Origin of the sequence: Nonomuraea sp. ATR24, assembly GCF_041950485.1 — a bacterium.
Classification (GTDB): Bacteria; Actinomycetota; Actinomycetes; order Streptosporangiales; family Streptosporangiaceae; genus Nonomuraea; species Nonomuraea ceibae.
This window is the reverse complement of sequence record NZ_JBGNUU010000003.1, coordinates 707803-725061: the sequence shown is the minus strand read 5'-3', so window position 1 is coordinate 725061 and position 17259 is coordinate 707803. Positions and strand designations below refer to the sequence as shown.

General features: G+C 74.1%; 9 protein-coding genes. 4 read left to right on the top strand and 5 right to left on the bottom strand.

The window, feature by feature from the left end; all coding sequences use genetic code 11:
• Positions 1-8 precede the first annotated feature (8 nt).
• Entirely contained in the window at positions 9-2150 is a 2142-nt protein-coding gene (locus tag ACBI99_RS10910; RefSeq protein ID WP_375072221.1) for a hypothetical protein, read from the bottom strand.
• 130 nt (positions 2151-2280) lie between these two features.
• Between ACBI99_RS10910 and ACBI99_RS10905 the strand changes: the two genes are divergently transcribed.
• The 3 genes from ACBI99_RS10905 (at position 2281) to ACBI99_RS10895 (ending at position 8444) form a co-directional block, all read left to right on the top strand.
• Entirely contained in the window at positions 2281-3480 is a 1200-nt protein-coding gene (locus tag ACBI99_RS10905) for a hypothetical protein (RefSeq protein WP_308126077.1), read from the top strand.
• 290 nt (positions 3481-3770) lie between these two features.
• A complete protein-coding gene (locus tag ACBI99_RS10900; protein ID WP_375072220.1) occupies positions 3771-5351 on the top strand; it encodes a hypothetical protein in 1581 nt (526 codons plus the stop codon).
• 93 nt (positions 5352-5444) lie between these two features.
• The gene (locus tag ACBI99_RS10895; protein ID WP_219519579.1) at positions 5445-8444 is read left to right on the top strand and encodes a chromosome partitioning protein ParA; all 3000 of its coding nucleotides are present in this window, start codon (positions 5445-5447) and stop codon (positions 8442-8444) included.
• 50 nt (positions 8445-8494) lie between these two features.
• Here ACBI99_RS10895 and ACBI99_RS10890 read toward each other — a convergent pair whose 3' ends face one another.
• The 3 genes from ACBI99_RS10890 to ACBI99_RS10880 form a co-directional block, all read right to left on the bottom strand.
• Positions 8495-9781, bottom strand: coding sequence for an MFS transporter (locus ACBI99_RS10890; RefSeq protein ID WP_219519581.1), 1287 nt, complete (start codon positions 9779-9781; stop codon positions 8495-8497).
• Between the two features lie 69 nt (positions 9782-9850).
• Complete coding sequence (locus ACBI99_RS10885; RefSeq protein ID WP_375072219.1) at positions 9851-13627, bottom strand: AAA family ATPase; 3777 nt, start codon at positions 13625-13627, stop codon at positions 9851-9853.
• Entirely contained in the window at positions 13628-14749 is a 1122-nt protein-coding gene (locus ACBI99_RS10880) for an exonuclease SbcCD subunit D (RefSeq protein ID WP_375072218.1), read from the bottom strand.
• 145 nt (positions 14750-14894) lie between these two features.
• Here ACBI99_RS10880 and ACBI99_RS10875 point away from each other — a divergent pair, with 145 nt between their 5' ends.
• The gene (locus ACBI99_RS10875) at positions 14895-16337 is read left to right on the top strand and encodes an alpha/beta hydrolase family protein (protein ID WP_375072217.1); all 1443 of its coding nucleotides are present in this window, start codon (positions 14895-14897) and stop codon (positions 16335-16337) included.
• Here the strand turns inward: ACBI99_RS10875 and ACBI99_RS10870 are convergent.
• Positions 16310-17251 (bottom strand): alpha/beta hydrolase, encoded by a 942-nt coding sequence (locus tag ACBI99_RS10870; RefSeq protein WP_357590812.1) that lies wholly within the window; start codon positions 17249-17251, stop codon positions 16310-16312. The genes ACBI99_RS10875 and ACBI99_RS10870 overlap by 28 nt on opposite strands.
• Positions 17252-17259: the final 8 nt, after the last annotated feature.

The following is a 17259-nucleotide window of genomic DNA, read 5'->3' as shown; positions in this document are numbered from 1 at the left end:
TCCCCTTCTCAGTCGGTGCACTCGTAGAGCGGGGCCGCCGGGAAGCCGCCGCGCGGCGTCTTCATCAGGGTGTCGCTGATGTAGCCGACGCCGCCGTTCCACTCGATCCTGTTCCAGATGTCGCTGGTCTCCCCGGACTGCTTCTCGCTGACCGACATGCCCTTGACCTGGCAGATCACTGTCAGGCTGAGGTACTTCCCCTGGTCGATCTGGCCGATCTGGCAGTTCCCCGTGGCACACGAATTGATCTTGGTGTTGGTCTCGTCGTTGTAGGCGTTCTGGTAGGCGTGCCTCGGGTAGGCCAGGTCCACCTCGGCGGTGACGGCCTCCTGGCTCTCCCCCGCCGCGTTCTTCGCCTTCAGCGTGAACGTGTGCTTCTGGTTGTTCTTCAGGCCCTCGACCCCGTACGAGGTGCCGCTGATGCCGTCCTTGTCCGCCGCGCCCGACAGCACGTACGTGACGTCCTGGCCGGCGTTCTCCGGGGCGCTCCAGCTTAGGTCGGCGCCCCGGTTCTTGGCCTTGGCGGCGAAGCCCGACGGCGGGCCAGGCGCCACGCACGGCTTGACCCCGGCGCTCGGGTCGGACGCGACCTCGCCGCCGGACCAGTGCGCGACGACGGTGAACGTGTACTCGCCCGCGCAGTCGCCCCCGGTGAACTCGAACCGGAACGGCCCGCCCGCGTCCACCTGCTGCGGCGTGACGCTGCCGTCGCCGCCGTCCACCTTCAGCGTGTAGCGCTCCACCTCGCCGCCCGCGGACGGGCTGAAACTGATGTCCACCCGGCCCGGCCCGGTCCTGGCGGTCACGGCCCCCGGCTTGCCGGGCGGCGTCGCGGACGGCGTGGGCGTGGGCGTGGGGGTCGGCGTGGGCGTCGCGACCGGCTTCCTGGTCCTCGTACGGGTCGGCTCCGGGTCCGGCTCGGCCTCCACCTCCTCCGTCCGGGTGGGACGCGGGTCCGGCTCGGACGTGGCGGGCTGCTCCTGCTCCTGGGTCTGCGTGGGCTCCGGCTTCGGCGTCTTGGGCCTGGGCGTGTTCGTCGGGCCCGGGACGTCGGAGTCGTCCTTGTCGATGTCGTGCTTGCGGCCTTCCGGGTCGATGACGATGGCCTTGTCGCCGTTCTCGTCGTTGGCCCAGAGCAGCCCGTCCTTGACGAACACCTCCACCTCGCCGGGGCCCTGCGCCACCTGGAGGGTGGTGGGCCGGCCGCCGTCGGCGCTGTCCCAGACGATCAGGGCGCCGCTGCTGCGGTCCGGCACGTACACCTTGGAGCCGAGCACCTGCGGCACGCCGAGCGCGGCCGGGTCGGACGCCTCGAACCGGGTGGTGAGCACCGAGTTGGACGCGGTGTCGATCACCACGAGCAGCCCCGAGTCGCCCGCCGTCAGCACCGGCACCAGCGGGCCCTCGGTGCCGGCCGGGGTGAGCACGCCGCCCTCGGCCGCCTGCGCGACCTCCTTCGGCAACAGGATTTCGCCCACGCCGCCGTCGGCGCCGACGAGCGTGGCCGTGGCGGCGCGCGTATTGACGATCAGCGGGACCGAGCCCGCGATGGTGACGGCCAGCTCCTCGCCGGGCTCGCCGACCTTCACCGGCGTACGGGCCACGCCGCCGGACACCGGCACCACCTCGCCCTTGGCGGTGACGGGCACCCACAGCGTGCCGGCGCCGTCGATGCGGGCCGCGCCCAGCGGGCCGGGCAGCGCGAGCGGCGCGCCCACGGTGTTGAGAGTGAGCGGGTCGATCCGCTGGACCTCGCCCTTCGGGTTCACCGCGTAACCGGTGTCGCCCGACAGCGCGAGCTGCACGCCGGCCGCGCCGAAGTCGCGTGACTGCGTGACGGTGAGCTGGCTGGGCTCGATCCGGCTCACGTAGCCGGTGCGCTCGTCGACCAGCAGCACGTGCGAGCCGTCCTGGACAACCTTGAGCTGCTTGCCCGCCTTGTCGTCGAGATAGCCGTCAACCTCCCCCGAGAGGCCGTTGACGTGCACGATCTTGCCTCGCGCGGCGGTCCAGAGCCAGGCTCCGACGTCGGCCAGCTTCGGGTTGGCGCTCGACACGCCCACACCGAAGAACGCCGCCGCCCCAGCCAGGATGACCGCCGCCGCCCCCGCGATCAGAGCCGTCGCCCGATCGCCTCGGAGTACGCGCATGCGATTACTCACTCCGTCGTACTGATTACTGTGCGTTTGCCCCCGTATGTATCAGGGGTCACCCTAGCGTGCCCCGGTAGCACGCGCATGCGGGCAAGGAATGTCGGCGCGAGGCCGTACCTTAGTGCGCGTGCCAGAGCAGCCCCTGACCCTCGACTCCGCGCTCACCGACGAGGCAGTGCTGTCGACCTACCGCCGCATGTTCGCGGCCCTGGCCCGCGACAGCGGGGCCGTGGTCGACGACCCCGCGCTCGTCGACATCGCCGAGACGCTGTTCGCCGCGTTCGCCGAAGCCGGCGAGGAATGGCTCACGCACGACCAGATGCGCTTCGCCTGCCGCGCCCACCCGGCCGACCAGTTCGACAACCGGCTGCGCGTCCTCAAGGGGCTCGGCGCCATCCGCGAGGTCTTCCCCAAACCCAACCAGCTGCGCTACCGCGCGTCGTTCACCAGCGTCGTCGGGCTCATGTTCATCAGGCGGATGATGGACGACGGCGGCCAGTCGGAGATGCACCGGCTGCTCGCCCTCGAAGACCTCAACGTCGCCGACCCGCGCACCACCATGGAAGAAGCCCGGCAGAGCGCCGTCAACCTCGCCCGCGCCTTCCGCCTGTGGGCGCTGGAGCTGATCACGCTCACCACCGGCACCATCGAGGAGCTGCGCGAGCAGGCCCCCAAGCTGTGGGGCACCGAGGAGATCGCGCACCGCGCCCAGAGCCTCCACGGCACCATCCTCACCCGCTGGCCCGAGCTCGACCGCGTCTGCACCGACCTGCGCGCCGCCATCTACTCCTACAGCGACGCCTCCCGCCGCGCCGCCGGCCGGCTCGCCGACTCCGCGGGCACCACCCGCAACCTCACGCTCCTGCCCACCGAGACGTGGCGCACCTTCGCCCAGACGGCGTCCAGGGAGCGGCTCGCCGCCGTGCTCGACGGCTTCCTCTTCGACGCCCCCGCGCCCTGGCACGACCCCGCCGCCATCGCCCGCGCCGTCGACGAGGCCCCGCGCCCCGCCCCCGCCCAGCCCACTCCCCCGCGCTCCACCCTGCCCGACCCCGGCCCCGAAGGCTCGCTCGACTCCTCACCCACGGCCGCCGCCGAACGCCTGACCGCCCTGGCCGAGTCCCTGCTCGGCGGCGCCTCCCGGGTCGCGCTGGCCGACGTCATCGACTCCGACTGGCCCTCGGCCCGGCGCCTGCTGGCCGACCTGACGAGCATCGACCTGCGTCCCGAACTGCCCTACCGGCTGGCCTGGTCCGACGGCCTCACCATCGACCCGTCCCGCGAGCCTGCCTGGCTCTCCCACGGCCACCTGGAGCGCACCCCATGACCACCCCGCCCCAGCCCCCTGCCGACCACCCACCGTCGGACCCGCTCCCTCCGGCCACCGGCCCGTCCCCGTCGGACGCGCGCCGTACGACGCCCGGATGGTCCTCCCCGGACGGGGGGCGTACGCTGTCCGGGCCCTCCTCCGAGGACGGCCGCCGCGCGCCGGCCGGATCGCCCCCTCGGGAGGGGCGCCGGGCGGGAGGCACGGCCTTGAAGGCAGCGTCGCAGGTGACGGCCGGTGCGGTGGCGCATGCGCGGGCCAGGGTCGAGGGACCGCTGACGTTGGGCGCTATGGAGGCGGCCCCCGCCGGGATGACCCGGCTGACCAGGCCCGACTCCACCGGCCAGGCACTCCCCGTATGGCCCGACGGGGTCACGCCGTCGCTGCTGGAGGAGCACCAGGTCCCGCCCATGCCCGTGGAGCGCTCCGGTGAGACCCGCCGCGTCCTCGCCGCCGTGCTCAAGTGCTGCTGGAGCGACCACGCGACCGACCCGTGGCCGGGCGACCCGGCGCCGCTGGAGCGCGTGCTCGACACCTACCGCGCGCTGATCGGCCGCACCGACGACCTGATGCGCAACTGGGCGATCGGCGCGCTGCGCCGCCTGCACGACTCGGCCTGGGTGTCGATGTCCGACGGCATCGTCTCCCTGGGGCCGCGCTGCGCCCTGTGGCCGGTCGAGTCCCACGCCGTCCTCCAGGAGCTGGTCCGCCGCATCCCCGAGCCGGAACGCCGGGCCCTCACGGTCGTAGCCGACGCCGACCTGGTCGCCGCCGCCCGCCCGGCGCCGCCGTCGATAGCGGTACCGCTATCGACGGCCCCACCAGCGCGGACACCGTCCACCCCCGCCCTGGGCCACGACGCCCCCGAAACGACCGAGCCCCACAACCCGCCCCCGCCCGGGCAGCCGGACGCGGTGCAGGACGGGCACCCCCCACAGGGCCACCAGCCCGTACGGGACACACAGCCGCACGACGAGCACCCGGTCCAGGCCGACCGGGACGCGCAGGCCCCGCAGGACGAGCAACCCGTGCCGGACGCCCAGCCCGTACCCGACGCCCAGCCTGCGCAGGACGTGCGGCTTAGGGCGGAGGGCTCTCTGGTGGAGGGGGTTGCCGGGGCCGGGGGGCGGGTGGAGGCGGGGGTGGCCGAGTTCGGCGATCTGCTGGACGCCTATGACGAGCGGCGGCGGGCCGAGCTGGTGGCCGCGTTCATGGTGGTGGAGCATGCCGCCGAGCCTGTGCAGGAGGCGAGGTTCGCCGCTCTGCGCGACCCGGCGTTGCGCCACACCCTGGCGGCGATGCTGGCCCGGCGGGGTCGCGTGCTGGTCCAGCATCGTGAGCGCTGGATCTCGGGCTATGACGACGAGATCGCCGCGCTGCACCGCGCCCCCGCCGCGGAGCAGCCCGCCGACGCCGAGCCGTCGGAGCCGGGCGTGGACGGACGGCGGTCGGATCGGCCCGCGCACGCCGGAGGTGGCAGGAGCGGGGCCCAAGGGCCGGGGCAGGGGCTCGGGGAGAGTGAGCGGGCGGTGCTGACGCTGGTGCTGGTGCACTCGGTGGCGATCCCGCGCGCCGAGGGCCTGCTGCCGGAGGACTCGTGGCTGTCGCCGCACCCGACGCCGGTGGACGAGCTGCGCCGCCACACCCAGTTGCCGATCGGCGAGCTGGAGTCGGCGTTGCGGACGTTGCGGCACGCCGGGCTGCTGACGCAGGTGAAGGCCGGTGAGGAGGCGGGCGGTTACGTTCCTGGCCCGCAGTTCCACCGGCTCACCCCGGCGGCGCGGCGGCGGCTGCAGGAGGAGCTGATCCTGGCCGCGGGCCCCGACACCCCGCTGGCGGCGGCCGTACGGGCTCGGAGGACGGCCAGGTGACGAGCGGGACGGCCCGCCGGACGAGCGGGGCCGTGGGTCAGGACGCAGATCAGAACGCGGATCAGGACGCATGGAAGGTTACGGGGAGCTGAAGTGGCGCAGGTGGAGAACGTCGTCGGGGATCGCGTGCTGGTCGCTGTGCAAGCGGTCAACATCTCCCGCCTGTCCACCCATCCGGTGCCGACGGTGCCGGGAACGCTGATCGTGGTGGCGGGGGCGGGCCCGAAGGACTCCAACGGGGCGGGCAAGTCCTCGTTCATCGCCTCGATCACGGCGCTGCTGGGTGACGAGCAGTGGCGGTTCGCGTCGGGGGCGAAGGCGGTGTCGGAGCTGCTGTTCAACGCGGAGCTGGCCAGCGGGGCCGGGGCGCGGCAGTGGGCGAGCGCCGATCACGGCTACATCGTGGGCGTGTTCGGGCCGCCGGGGATGCGGGAGTTCGCGGCTCCGGCCGAGCCGGTGGCGGCGGCGGGGGACGACGGGGAGCTGTTCGAGGTGCCGGACGACTCCAGCGGGCCGGTGACGGTCTGGTTGCGGGTCAACCAGGAGGCTCCGCATCTGGAGATCCGGTGGCGGGCCGGGGTGCATCTGGCCGCGGCGGCGTCGGAGGCGGAGCGGGTGGCGCGGGCCGACGAGCTGTGGGGTTCGCTGCCGCGGTCGGCGGGGCGGCGGGACGTGGTGGCGCGTGACCTGACGAAGGTGCTGTACGGCGACCGGGTGCGGTGCGTGTCGTTCCTGTCGACGAGCGTGCGCAGCAAGGTGGCGACGAACCTGCTGTCGCAGCCGCTGAACGAGATCTCGCCGGAGCGGGTGTTCGAGGCGATCGCGGCGCTGACGGGGCTGGACGCCGAGCTGGAGCAGGAGCGGGAGGCGCGGCGCGACGAGCACGCCAAGCGGGTGCGGGCGGTGCTGGCGGGTGAGCGGCTGGCGGAGTTCGAGGCGGAGTCGAAGGCGTTGCTGGCCACGTTCGACCGGCGCGACCAGGCGCGCGTACGGCTGGCCGAGGCGTTGCGGTGCTGGCGGGGGCGGCAGGCGCGCAAGCTGGCCGACGCCGCCGCGAAGGACGAGGCGCTGGCCGGTGAGCTGGCGCGGCATCGGGCGGCCGGTGAGGCGGCGGCGGAGGCGATCGCGCTGGTGAAGGCGGAGATCGCGACGCTGAAGGACGATTCGCTGGACCGGGGCGTGACGGAGGCGCGCAGGGAGCTGGCGGCGTTGCAGGCGCGGGCGGCCAAGCTCGACGCCGACCGGGCCGTGGCGGAGAACTCGGCCGACGAGCTGCGCGGGATGATCCCGGCGCTGGAGGAGGCGCGGCGCTTCGCCGACGGGCGTGACGTGCCGGCGGCGGAGCGGGAGCTGGCGGCGGCGCGGCTGCGGCTGAACGAGGCGCTCAAGGCGCTGGGCGTGGCCGACCAGGAGGTGGCCTCGGCCCGGGCGGCGCTGGACGACGCCGAGGGCGGCCCGGCCGCCGCGCAGCTCGACGCGCTGGCGGCGGCGGGCGTGGGCGCGACGGGCCTGCTGGACGCGCTGGACGTGGCCGAGCAGGCCCGCGGCTCGCTGCGGGTGGACGAGCTGCGCGGCTGGCCGGGCGAGCACGCGGTGGTCGTCGACGCCGCCAAGCTGGGCGAGGCCGCCGAGGCGCTGTCCGGTCTGCCCGGTTCGGTGCTGGTCAGCGCCGCCGGGGTGAGCGTGGTGGGGGCGTTCGACGGGGTGGCGACGGGCCGGGAGGCGCGCATCAAGGCCGCCGGCCAGCGGCTGAACCGGGCGATGGACGTACAGGAGACGGCCGCGCAGGCCGTGCACGACGCGGAGGAGACGGTCGCGCAGGCGCAGCGGCGGCTCGACGGGGCGAGGGCCGGCGTGCGGCTCGGCGAGCTCGAAGGGCGGCTGGCGGAGCGGCGGGCCAGGCTGGGCGAGCTGACGGCGGCGCTGGAGGAGCTGACGCCGCAGGTCGCCGAGGCCGAGCGGCAGGCGTCCTCGCTCGACTTCCGGGCCCGGACCCGCGACATGGAGATCGAGCGGCTGGAGGGCAGGCGGCAGCGGCACGAGGCGGAGCGGGCGCAGGCCCGCGAGCAGGAGGCGCGGGTCGGCGGCGAGCGGGAGGCGCTGCGGCTCGACGCGCTGGCCGCCGAGTGGGGCGGCACCGTCGAGACGGCCGGCGAGTGGGTGCGGGCGCTGCCCGAGGAGGAGCGGGGCCGCACCGCCGACGAGTGGTGGCGGGCCGCGGAGCGGCAGTTCGACCAGGCGTTGCGTGACACGTTCCCGGAGGAGGACGCGGAGATCCCGGAGGAGCTGCGGTTCCTGCTGGACGAGCGGGGCGGCAGCACGGCGCGCGAGCAGGCGACGTTCGCGGCGGTGTGCGGTGCTTTGGCGTCCTATCTGCGGGGTCAGGAGGAGTACGAGAAGCACCAGCGGCGGCAGATCGAGGCACAGATCGTGTCCCGCCAGCGTGACCTGGCGGCAGCCGACAAGGGCGCGGAGGAGGCGGCGCAGTCGACGGCGGTGCACCGGGCGGCGCTGACGGCGGCGATCAAGGCGCGGTTGCAGCGGGTGGCGGAGGAGTTCGAGAAGCTCGACACCTCCTACGGCGGCTACGGCGCGACGCTGGAGTTCCCGGTGCCGCCCGCGCCGGCCGATCCGGAGCAGCGCTGGCAGTGGCGGGTGACGCCGAAGTGGCGGCGCGGCGAGGGGCAGGGCTTCGTCCCGTACAACCGGCGGGCCAACACCGCGCTCATGGACGAGAAGGCGGTCAAGCTGGTGTGCGCGGCGGCGATCGCCTCCTCCGGCGGCGGCCACCTGTGCCTGGTGCTCGATGAGCTGGGCCGCAACCTGGGCAAGGAGCATCGCCGGGAGGCGGTGGCGCTGTTCCGGCGGATCGGCGAGACGTACGGGATCACGGTGATCGGCGCGCTGCAGGACGACATGGAGCCGTACGCGATCGACGCCTGCGGCCAGTACATCAAGCTGCGGCGCTCGTCCGACGCGATGCCGTACAACGAGCCGCCGGTGATCGTCGGCCACGACGAGCACGCCGAGCGGGTGCGGGCGCTGGCCGCCTACGTGGAGCGGCCGGCCCAGCCGGTCGGCGGGCCGGTGTAGCGGCCCGCGACCGGGTCTCCCGGGGTCTACGCGACCGGGTCTCCCGGGGTCTACAGGGTCTCGTCGCCGGTCTCGGGCAGGGCGATCAGGCAGAGCAGGCTGAGCACGGCCATCGCCGAGACGTACACGCCGACGCCGAACACGCCGACGCCGCTCGCCTGCATGCTGGTCGCCACCAGCGGCGGCACCGCGCCGCCGAGCACGCCGCCCAGGCTGTAGGCGACCGAGGCGCCGCTGTAGCGGAACTCGGTGCGGAACAGCTCCGGCAGGTAGGCGCCCATCGGCCCGAACACCAGGCCCATGAGCGCCAGCGCGCCCGCCAGCGCCACGCCGACGAGCGGCACCGACCGGGTCTCCATCAGCGGGAACATCACCAGCCCCCACGCGATCGCCACGGACGTGCCGGTGATGAGCGTGCGGCGGCGGCCGAGCCGGTCCGACACGATCGACGACACCACGGTGCCCGCCGCCATGAACACCACGCCGATCATCGTCAGCGCCAGCATGGTCGTGCGCGGGATCTCCAGCGTGCCGGTGCCGTACGCCAGGCAGTAGGTGGTGGCCGTGTAGAACAGCGTGTACGCGATCACCATCGCGCCGGCGCCGAGCAGGACGCGCCGCCACTGGTGGCGCATGAGGCCGGCGAACGGCACCTTGGCGATCCGCCGCTCGTCCATCGCCGCCTGGAAGACCGGCGTCTCGGAGATCTTCAGCCGCACGTACAGCCCGACGACCACGAGCAGCAGGCTCGCCACGAACGGCACCCGCCACCCCCACGAGCCGAACTGCTCGTCGGTGAGCGTCGCGCCGAGGATCAGGAACAGGCCGTTGGCCGCGATGAACCCGACCGACGGCCCGAGCTGCGGGAACATCGCGTACAGGCCGCGCTTGCCGGGCGGCGCGTGCTCGGTGGCCAGCAGCGCCGCGCCGCCCCACTCGCCGCCGAGCCCGATGCCCTGCGTGAACCGCAGCAGCACCAGCAGCACCGGCGCGGCGACGCCGATGGCCGTGTAGCCGGGCAGCAGCCCGATGACGATCGTGGACAGCCCCATGACCAGCAGCGACACGACCAGCATGGACTTGCGCCCGATCCGGTCGCCCCAGTGCCCGAACAGCGCCGACCCGAGCGGCCGGGAGATGAACGCCACCGCGAACGTCGAGAACGCGGCCAGGCTCCCGGCCAGCGGATCCATCTCGGGGAAGAACGCGGTGTTCAGCACCAGCGCCGCCGCCGTGCCGTAGATGTAGAAGTCGTAGAACTCGATGGCGGTGCCGGCCAGGCTGGCGGCCGCGATCCGGGTCCGGCTGGGGGCCTCACTTCGGGGGGATTGCGTCATGTACGTCTCACTATGTGGTCTTACATCTTGTGAAGTGGTACGTGAACGCTACCACCTGCTGATTCGTGACTATCCCCCCACGACGGACAGCGTCGAACCGGTGCGGGTCTTGGCGACCCTGAGCTGAGCGGGGATGCGGGTGCGCAGCTCGGCCACATGGCTGATGATGCCGACCGCCCGGCCGCCGTCCCGCAGCCCGTCGAGGATGTCGAGCACGCCGTCGAGCGTGTCCTCGTCCAGGGTGCCGAACCCCTCGTCGACGAAGAGCGTGCCGATCTCCGCGCCGCCCGCCTCTGCGGTCACCACGTCCGCGAGCCCCAGTGCCAGCGCCAGCGAGGTGATGAAGCTCTCGCCGCCCGACAGCGTCGCCGGGTCACGCTCCACCCCGGTCCACCCGTCGTACACCCGCAGCCCCAGCCCGCCGCCCGAGCGCGCCCGTGACCCTGCGGTCTTCGCCAGGTCGTGGCGCAGCAGGTAGCGGCCGCCGGACATGTGGTCGAGCCGCTCGTTCGCCGCGTCGGCCACCTGGCGCAGCCGCTCGCCCAGCACGTAGGACGACAGGCTCATGCTCCACTGGTTGTCGCTGGACGTGCCGCTGGCCAGCGACGCCATCCGCTCGGCCAGCCGGTGCCGGTCGGCCGCCGGCCGCCACCGCGCCACGCAGCCCTCCAGCTCCGCCTTCAGCTCCCGCAGCCGCGCGTGCCTGGCCCCGGCGCGGTCGCGGGCCGAGGCCAGCTCCGTGTGGACGCGCTCCGCCTCGTCCCGCGCCGCCGCCAGCCCCGCCAGGTCCGGCGCCGGCCGCGCCGCCGCGGCCACCAGCTCCGGGTCCTCCAGCGTGCTCGTCACCGCGGCGTGCTCCGCGTCGAGCCGGCGCAGCGTCTCGGCCTTCTCCTCGCGCTCGGCGGCGCCGCGCGCCGCCGCCTCCGCGTCCGCCGCGTCCGCGAACCCCGCCTCGCGCGCCGCCTCCTCCGCCGCCTCGGCCGCCCGGGACCGCTCCCCCTCCGCCACGGCCGCCGCCCGCGTCGCCTCCCACGCCTCCCGCAGCAGCTCCGCCTCGTCGTTCAGCCTCGACAGGCGGGCGGTGATCGTCTCGTCGCCGCCGCGCGCCTCGTCCAGCCGCGCCGCCAGCCTGGCCGCGTCGGCGCTCAGCTCCTCCTGCCGTGTCCGGCCGGCCGCCAGCCTCGCGGCCACCCGCCGGGCGTCCTCCTGCAACGCCTCCCGCTCCCGCGCCAGCCCGGCCACCGCCCCGGCCAGCTCCCCCTCCCGCGCAGCGGCCGCCCGCAGCCGCCCCAACTCCGCCTGGGCCCACTCCAACACCCGCACGGCATCGAGCTCGACCCCTTCGAACGCTTCCGCTTCTGCTTCTGCTTCTGCTTCTGCTTCCGCTTCCGCTTCCGCTTCCGCTTCCGCTTCCGAGGAGAGCGTCGGCGAATCGACCGCTTCGTACGCCTCGGCTTCCGTAGAGGGCGCGGCCCCTTCGTGCGCCTCCGCTTCCGAAGAAGGCACGGTGAGCCCGTCGTGGGTGTCGGTCGCCGTCGTTTCGGTGGGGATGGGCGCGGGGGGTTCGAGGGGTGGGTGGATGGTGGCCAGGCGGGTGCGGAGGCGGGTGCGTTCGGCGTGCAGGTGGGTGGTGTGGGAGCGGTGCGCCGCCAGGGCCTCGCCGATCTCCCGGGCCCGGTCCCTGACCGTGTCGCGTTCGGCCTCGATGCGTTCCAGCTCGGCGGCCAGCGCGGGCTCGCGGTCGGCGATCGCGTGCAGGCGGGCCAGCTCGTCCTCGGCCCGTGCCGCCGCGGCCTCCGCCTCGGCGGCGTCGAGCCCGCCGGTGGCGTCCTCGGCGTCGGCCAGGCGGGACTCCAGCGACGCCAGCGTCCGCTCGGCCGCCTCCCGGTCGGCGAGCGCCGCCTCGTGCTCGCGTTCGGCGGCCAGCTCGTCGTCCGGCGAGGGGGCGGCCTCCGTGGGGGACGCCGGATGCGGGTGGTGGTCGGAGCCGCACACGGCGCACGGCAGCCCGTCGGACAGGTCACGGGCCAGCTCGGCCGCCATGCCCTCGATGCGCGCCTGCCGGATGTCGAGCCATCGTTCGCGCAGCCCCTGGGCCCGGTCGACCAGCGTCTGGTGGTGCGCCGACGCCGACTCCAGCTCCGCCGCGAGTGCGTCACGCCGCCGGGCCGCCGCCAGCGCCGCCCTCGCCGCGTCGAGCGCCGCCGAGGCCGCCGGGATCGCCGCCGCCTCGGCCCGTACGCCGTCGAGCCTCGCGGCGGCCTCCGCGACCCGGGCGGGCAGCTCCGCCTCGGCGGCGGCCACCTCGGCCTCCCGCTCGGCCAGGTCGTCGAGCTCCGCCGCCGCGCGGGCCAGCTTGCCGTCGACCTCGATCAGGTCGGCGGCGGCATCCCGTACGGCCTCCACGGCGGGGATCCGGGCGGCGTCGGCGCGGGCGCGGGCGAGCTGCGTCTCGGCCTGCTGAAGGAGGTGCGGCAGCTCGGCCAGGCGGGCGGTGGTGGCCTCGTCGTCGCGTTCGAGGGTGGCCAGCTCGGTTTCGACCCTGCCCAGGTCACGGCGTACGACCAGCAGGCGGGCCTCTTCGGTGAGCAGCTCCGACAGGCGGGCGCTCTCGGCCCGCCGCTGCCTCTCCAGCCCGGCAAGCCACTCGACCTGCGGCCCGGCGACAGCATGGCTGCCCGCAGCGGGGGTTGCGCTCGGGGGTGGGAGGAGCGGGTGGGCGCGGGTCAGGGCGTCGGCGGCCAGGGTGGCGGCCTTGGTGGCGGCCTCCGCGCGGTGCCGGGCGGCGGTGATCAGGGGGACGACGCGGTCGGCGCGGGCGGCGTCGTCGAGGATCGCCTGGAGCTCGGCGCGTTCCTCGGCGCGTTCGTCCAGGGTGCGGCGCAGGGTGAGGGCTTCGGCGTGGCGGCGTTGCCGGGCGGCGAGGGCGGACGCCTCCTCGAAGCGGGCGCCCGCGGAACGCCATGCCCGTTCGGCCTCGGCATGCCGTTCGGCGGTGGTCAGCACGGCGGCCTGGGCGGCGGCCAGCAGCGCCCCGGCCCACTCGACCGGATCGTCCTCGGGTCCGGGCAGCGCCGTCTCCCGGCCCTCGTCCTCCGGGGACGCCCCGGAGTGGCCGCCGGTGGAGGAGGCGAGCTGGGTCGCATGGTCCTCGGTGGACGGCGAGGGCAGGGCCAGGTCGGTGGCGGCCTCGGCGAGGCGTTGGACGGCGTAGTCGACCTGCCGGCGCAGGTCCTGCTGGTCGCGCCAGGCGCGTTTGCGGTGGTCGGCCAGCCAGGTCTCGGCCTGGGTGAAGGTCTTGACGGTGAAGAGGCGGCCGAGGAGCTTGTGGCGGTCGTCGCCGGAGGCGCGCAGGAAGCGGGCGAAGTCGCCCTGCGGCAGCATGGCCACCTGGCAGAACTGGTCGGCGTTCATGCCGAGCAGCCCGCCGACGAGGTCGCCGGCCTCGTCGGCGCGGGTGGTGAGGCCGTGCCAGGCGGCGCCGGTGCGTTCCTCGACGATGACCTTGGCCTTCTCCTCGGTGTGGCCGGTGCCGCGCAGCTTGGGGCGCTGCCAGGAGGGCGAGCGCCGGATGCGCAGGAGCCGGCCGCGGAGCGTGACCTCCAGGGTGACCGAGGGCCCGGTGCCGGCGGGGGCGTGGTCGCAGCGGAGGCTGCGGGCGCTGTTGCGCTGGCCGGGGACCTGCCCGTAGAGGGCGAAGCAGAGCGCGTCGAGGACGGTGGTCTTGCCCGCGCCCGTGGGCCCGTGGATGAGGAAGAGGCCGGACTCCGCGAGGGAGTCGAAGTCGACGGTCTCGGACCCGGGGAAGGAGCCGAACGCCGTCAGCGAGAGCCGGTGCGGCCGCATCTACGCCATCGTCTCCTTTGCCCGGGATGCCTCGATCGCCTGTCTTAGCAGCTGTTCCTCGTCGGGTGCGGCAGGCTCGCCGCGTACTTCCCTGACGAAGTCGAGCGCGACCTCCGCCTCGGGCCGGCCGCTGAGGCGCACGGGGGCGGGGGCGGCGCGGTCCCCTTCGGGGTCGAAGGACAGGGCGAGCGTGTGGGGGAAGCGGGCGCGCAGCCGGTCCATGGCGGAGCGGGGACGTACGGGGTCGGTGAGGACGACCTGCAGCCAGTGGTCCTCGCGGTCGGCGTGACGCGGGGAGGTGAGCAGGTCGTCGAGGCGCCCGCGCAGCACGGAGACGGGCCGGGGCACGGGGGCGGGCACGAAGTCGGCGCCGGTGAAGCCGCCGTCCTCGAACGTGACCAGCCACATGCCCTTGACCTGGCCGGCCTCGGAGAAGGAGTAGGCGATAGGGGAGCCGGAGTAGCGGACCGTCTCCGACATGCGCTGGCGGCCGTGCAGGTGGCCGAGCGCGACATAGCCGACGCCGTCGAACGCGGTCAGCGGCACCTGCGCGACGCCGCCCACGCTGATGTCGCGCTCGCTGTCGCTGGCCTGCCCGCCGGTGACGAAGGCGTGGGCGAGGACGACGGAGTGGCGGCGGCGGGCGGCGTCGGCGCGCACCCGGTCCATGGCGTGGGTGATCGCGGCGGTGTGGCCGCGCGAGGCCAGCTCCCACGGCCCGCGCACCAGCTCGGGCTCCAGGTAGGGGATGCCGTAGAAGGCCACGTCGCCGACGAGGACCGGCTCCCAGGCCCGGTCGGGGTCGGTGCGCAGGTGGACGCCCGAGGCGTCGAACAGCGAGGCGCCGAATCCGAGCCGCCGCGCCGAGTCGTGGTTGCCGCTGATGAGGATCGTCCTGGCCCCGGCGTCGCGCAGCCGGCCGAGCGCCTCGTTGCACAGCGACACGGCGTCGACGGGCGGCAGCGCCCGGTCGTAGACGTCGCCCGCGACGGCGACCACGTCGACCTCCTCGGCGCGCACCGTCTCGACCAGGTGGTCGACGAACGCCGCCTGCCCGGACAGCAGGCTCTCGCGGTGGAACGAGCGCCCCAGGTGCCAGTCGGAGGTGTGCAGGATCCGCATTCCCAGGAAGCTAACAGGCCCCACCGACACATGTGGCCACACCGGCTGGGAGTAGGCTGGAAGATCAGCGGGCAAACCAACGCACATGGGGAGGCCGATGCGGACTGGCCGTGGCACTTTGAGCGTTGCCGCCGGTCTGTTACTGGTGGCTCTCGCGTCGGTGGGTTACGTGTTGCCTCCCGCGTTCGACCCGCCGCCGCTCAAGGTCGATGCCGCTTTACAGGCCCTGCCGCCGCAGCCCCAGGGGGAGCTGCGCCACGTGAACGCGTCCTCGCTCTACGGCGAGGAGCAGATCGCGGTCCCGGCGGAGGGGCAGACGCTGGAGGGCACCGTACGGGCGCCGCTGACGCCGGGGCGTTATCCGGCGCTGGTGTTCGTGTCGGGGTCGGGCAACGGGTCGCGGACGGAGTTCGAGCCGCAGGCGGAGTTCCTGTCGATGGCGGGCGTGGTGACGCTGGCGTTCGACAAGCGCTCGGTCGGCTACAACTTCCGTGACCGCGACTTCGGGCTGCTGGCCGACGACGTGCTGCGCATGGTGGAGTATCTGAAGACCCGCCCCGACGTCGATCCGGCGCGGATCGGCATCTGGGGCGTCAGCGAGGGCGGCTGGGTGGTGCCGATCGCCGCCGCCAAGAGCGACAGCGTCGGGTTCGTGATCCTGGTGTCGTCGCCGAACGTCTCCCCCCTCCGGCAGGTCGCCTGGGCGCTCAACGAGCAGCTGCTGCGGCTGCGCGCCCCGATCGGCGTACGCGACCTGCTGACCCGGGCGATGGGCGTGGTCGGCTTCGACTTCCTGCGCTACGACGCCCAGCCCGCGCTCAACGGCATCACCCAGCCGGTGCTGGCCTTCTACGGCACCACGGACCCGTCGATCCCGTTCGTGGAGTCCACCAACGCGCTCATGCGGGCCATGAAGGCGGCGGGCAACGAGAAGTACACGATCCGCTTCATGGACCGGGGCGACCACGCCATGCGGATCAACGGCGGCGAGTTCACCGCCGGCTACCTGGAGACGATGGCCAACTGGATCCTCGGCCTGCCGGGCACGGCGGTCCCGGCGGTGCACGTGGCGGGCGCGACGCCGGTGCAGCGGTTCGAGGCGAGCGACGTGCCGGCGGCGCCGTGGTACGCGGGCGGCACCATGCTGGGGCTGACGATCTGCCTGGCGGCCGTCGGGTACGTGGCCGGGCCGGTCGCGGCGATGGTGGTGCGGCTGCGCGGCCGTCACCACACGCCGGAGGTGAACGCCCGGCTGTGGCCGCCGATCCGGCGCAGGCTGGCCAAGATGGTGTGGACCGGCGTCGGGCTGCTGGTGTCGGTGGCGGCGTTCATCATGCTGCTGGTGCTGTTCTCGATCAACCAGGCCGGGGCGTGGCCGGCGGTGCTGGCCGGCTGGCTGGTGGTGCGGGTGCTGGCCGTGCTCATGCTCGTCCAGGAGGTCACGGCCGTGGCGGCGGTGGTGTCGGGGCTGCGCGAGGGCATGCGGCCGAGCCGCTGGCAGCACGTGGCGATCGCGGGCGTGCTGGGCGGCACCGGCCTGCTGCTGGTCGCCGCCGCCTACTACGGCCTGTTCTCGTTCCCCTGGTGAGCGTCGCCCTGGTGGACGTAGGCGGTCATCCAGCGGTCGATCTCGGCGAAGACCTGCTTGCGTACGGGCTCGGCCGACAGCACCAGGTCGTGGATGCCGCCGTCGAAGCGGACGCAGGTGACGTGCGGGCCGAGCGCGGTGGACCAGCGGGCGATCTGCCGGGGGTCGAGGACCACGTCGGCCGACTGCGCCTCCGGCACGAAGTCCCGTACGCGCAGTCCTGAGGCGGCGGCCAGGACGAGGACGGGCACGTCGATGCCCAGGCCGGCGTGCAGCCGCCGCTGGGCGCGCCGGATGGCGGCGAGCCAGGTGGCGTGCACGTGGAAGCCGCCGAGCGGTTTGAGGTCCAGGTCGTAGTCCCATTCGCCGTGGTGGTCGCGGTGCAGGGAGTGGCCGTAGACGCTGCTGGAGCCGAGCGGCAGCGGCCGGGTGACGTAGGACAGCGGGGTCTTGAGCAGGTCGGCGGCCAGCCGGACGGGGGCCGGGACGTTGAGGTCGAAGAACGGGCTGTTGAGCACGAGGCCCTGCACGAGGCCGCGGCCTCGGACGCGGTCGGCCCACAGGGGGACGATGAGGCCGCCGGTGGAGTGGGCGTTGATCGTGAGCTCGTCGTGGTCCTGCCGGATGATCCGGACGGCCTCGTCGAGCTCGGGGAAGTATTCGGTGACGCTCCTGATGAGCCCCCTGGTCTGGTGCGGCAGCAGCGACCTGCCGTACTTGCGCAGGTCGAGGGCGTAGAAGTCGACGCCGCGGGTGACGTAGTGGTCGGCCAGGTGGTCCTGGAAGAAGTAGTCGGTGAAGCCGTGCACGTAGAGGACCGCCCTGCGGGAGGACTCGGCGCGCCGGCACAGCAGCGTCGCGACGACCTCGCCCTCGTAGTCGGGCGGCAGCTGCAGGACGGTGGTCTCGTACATGGCAGACA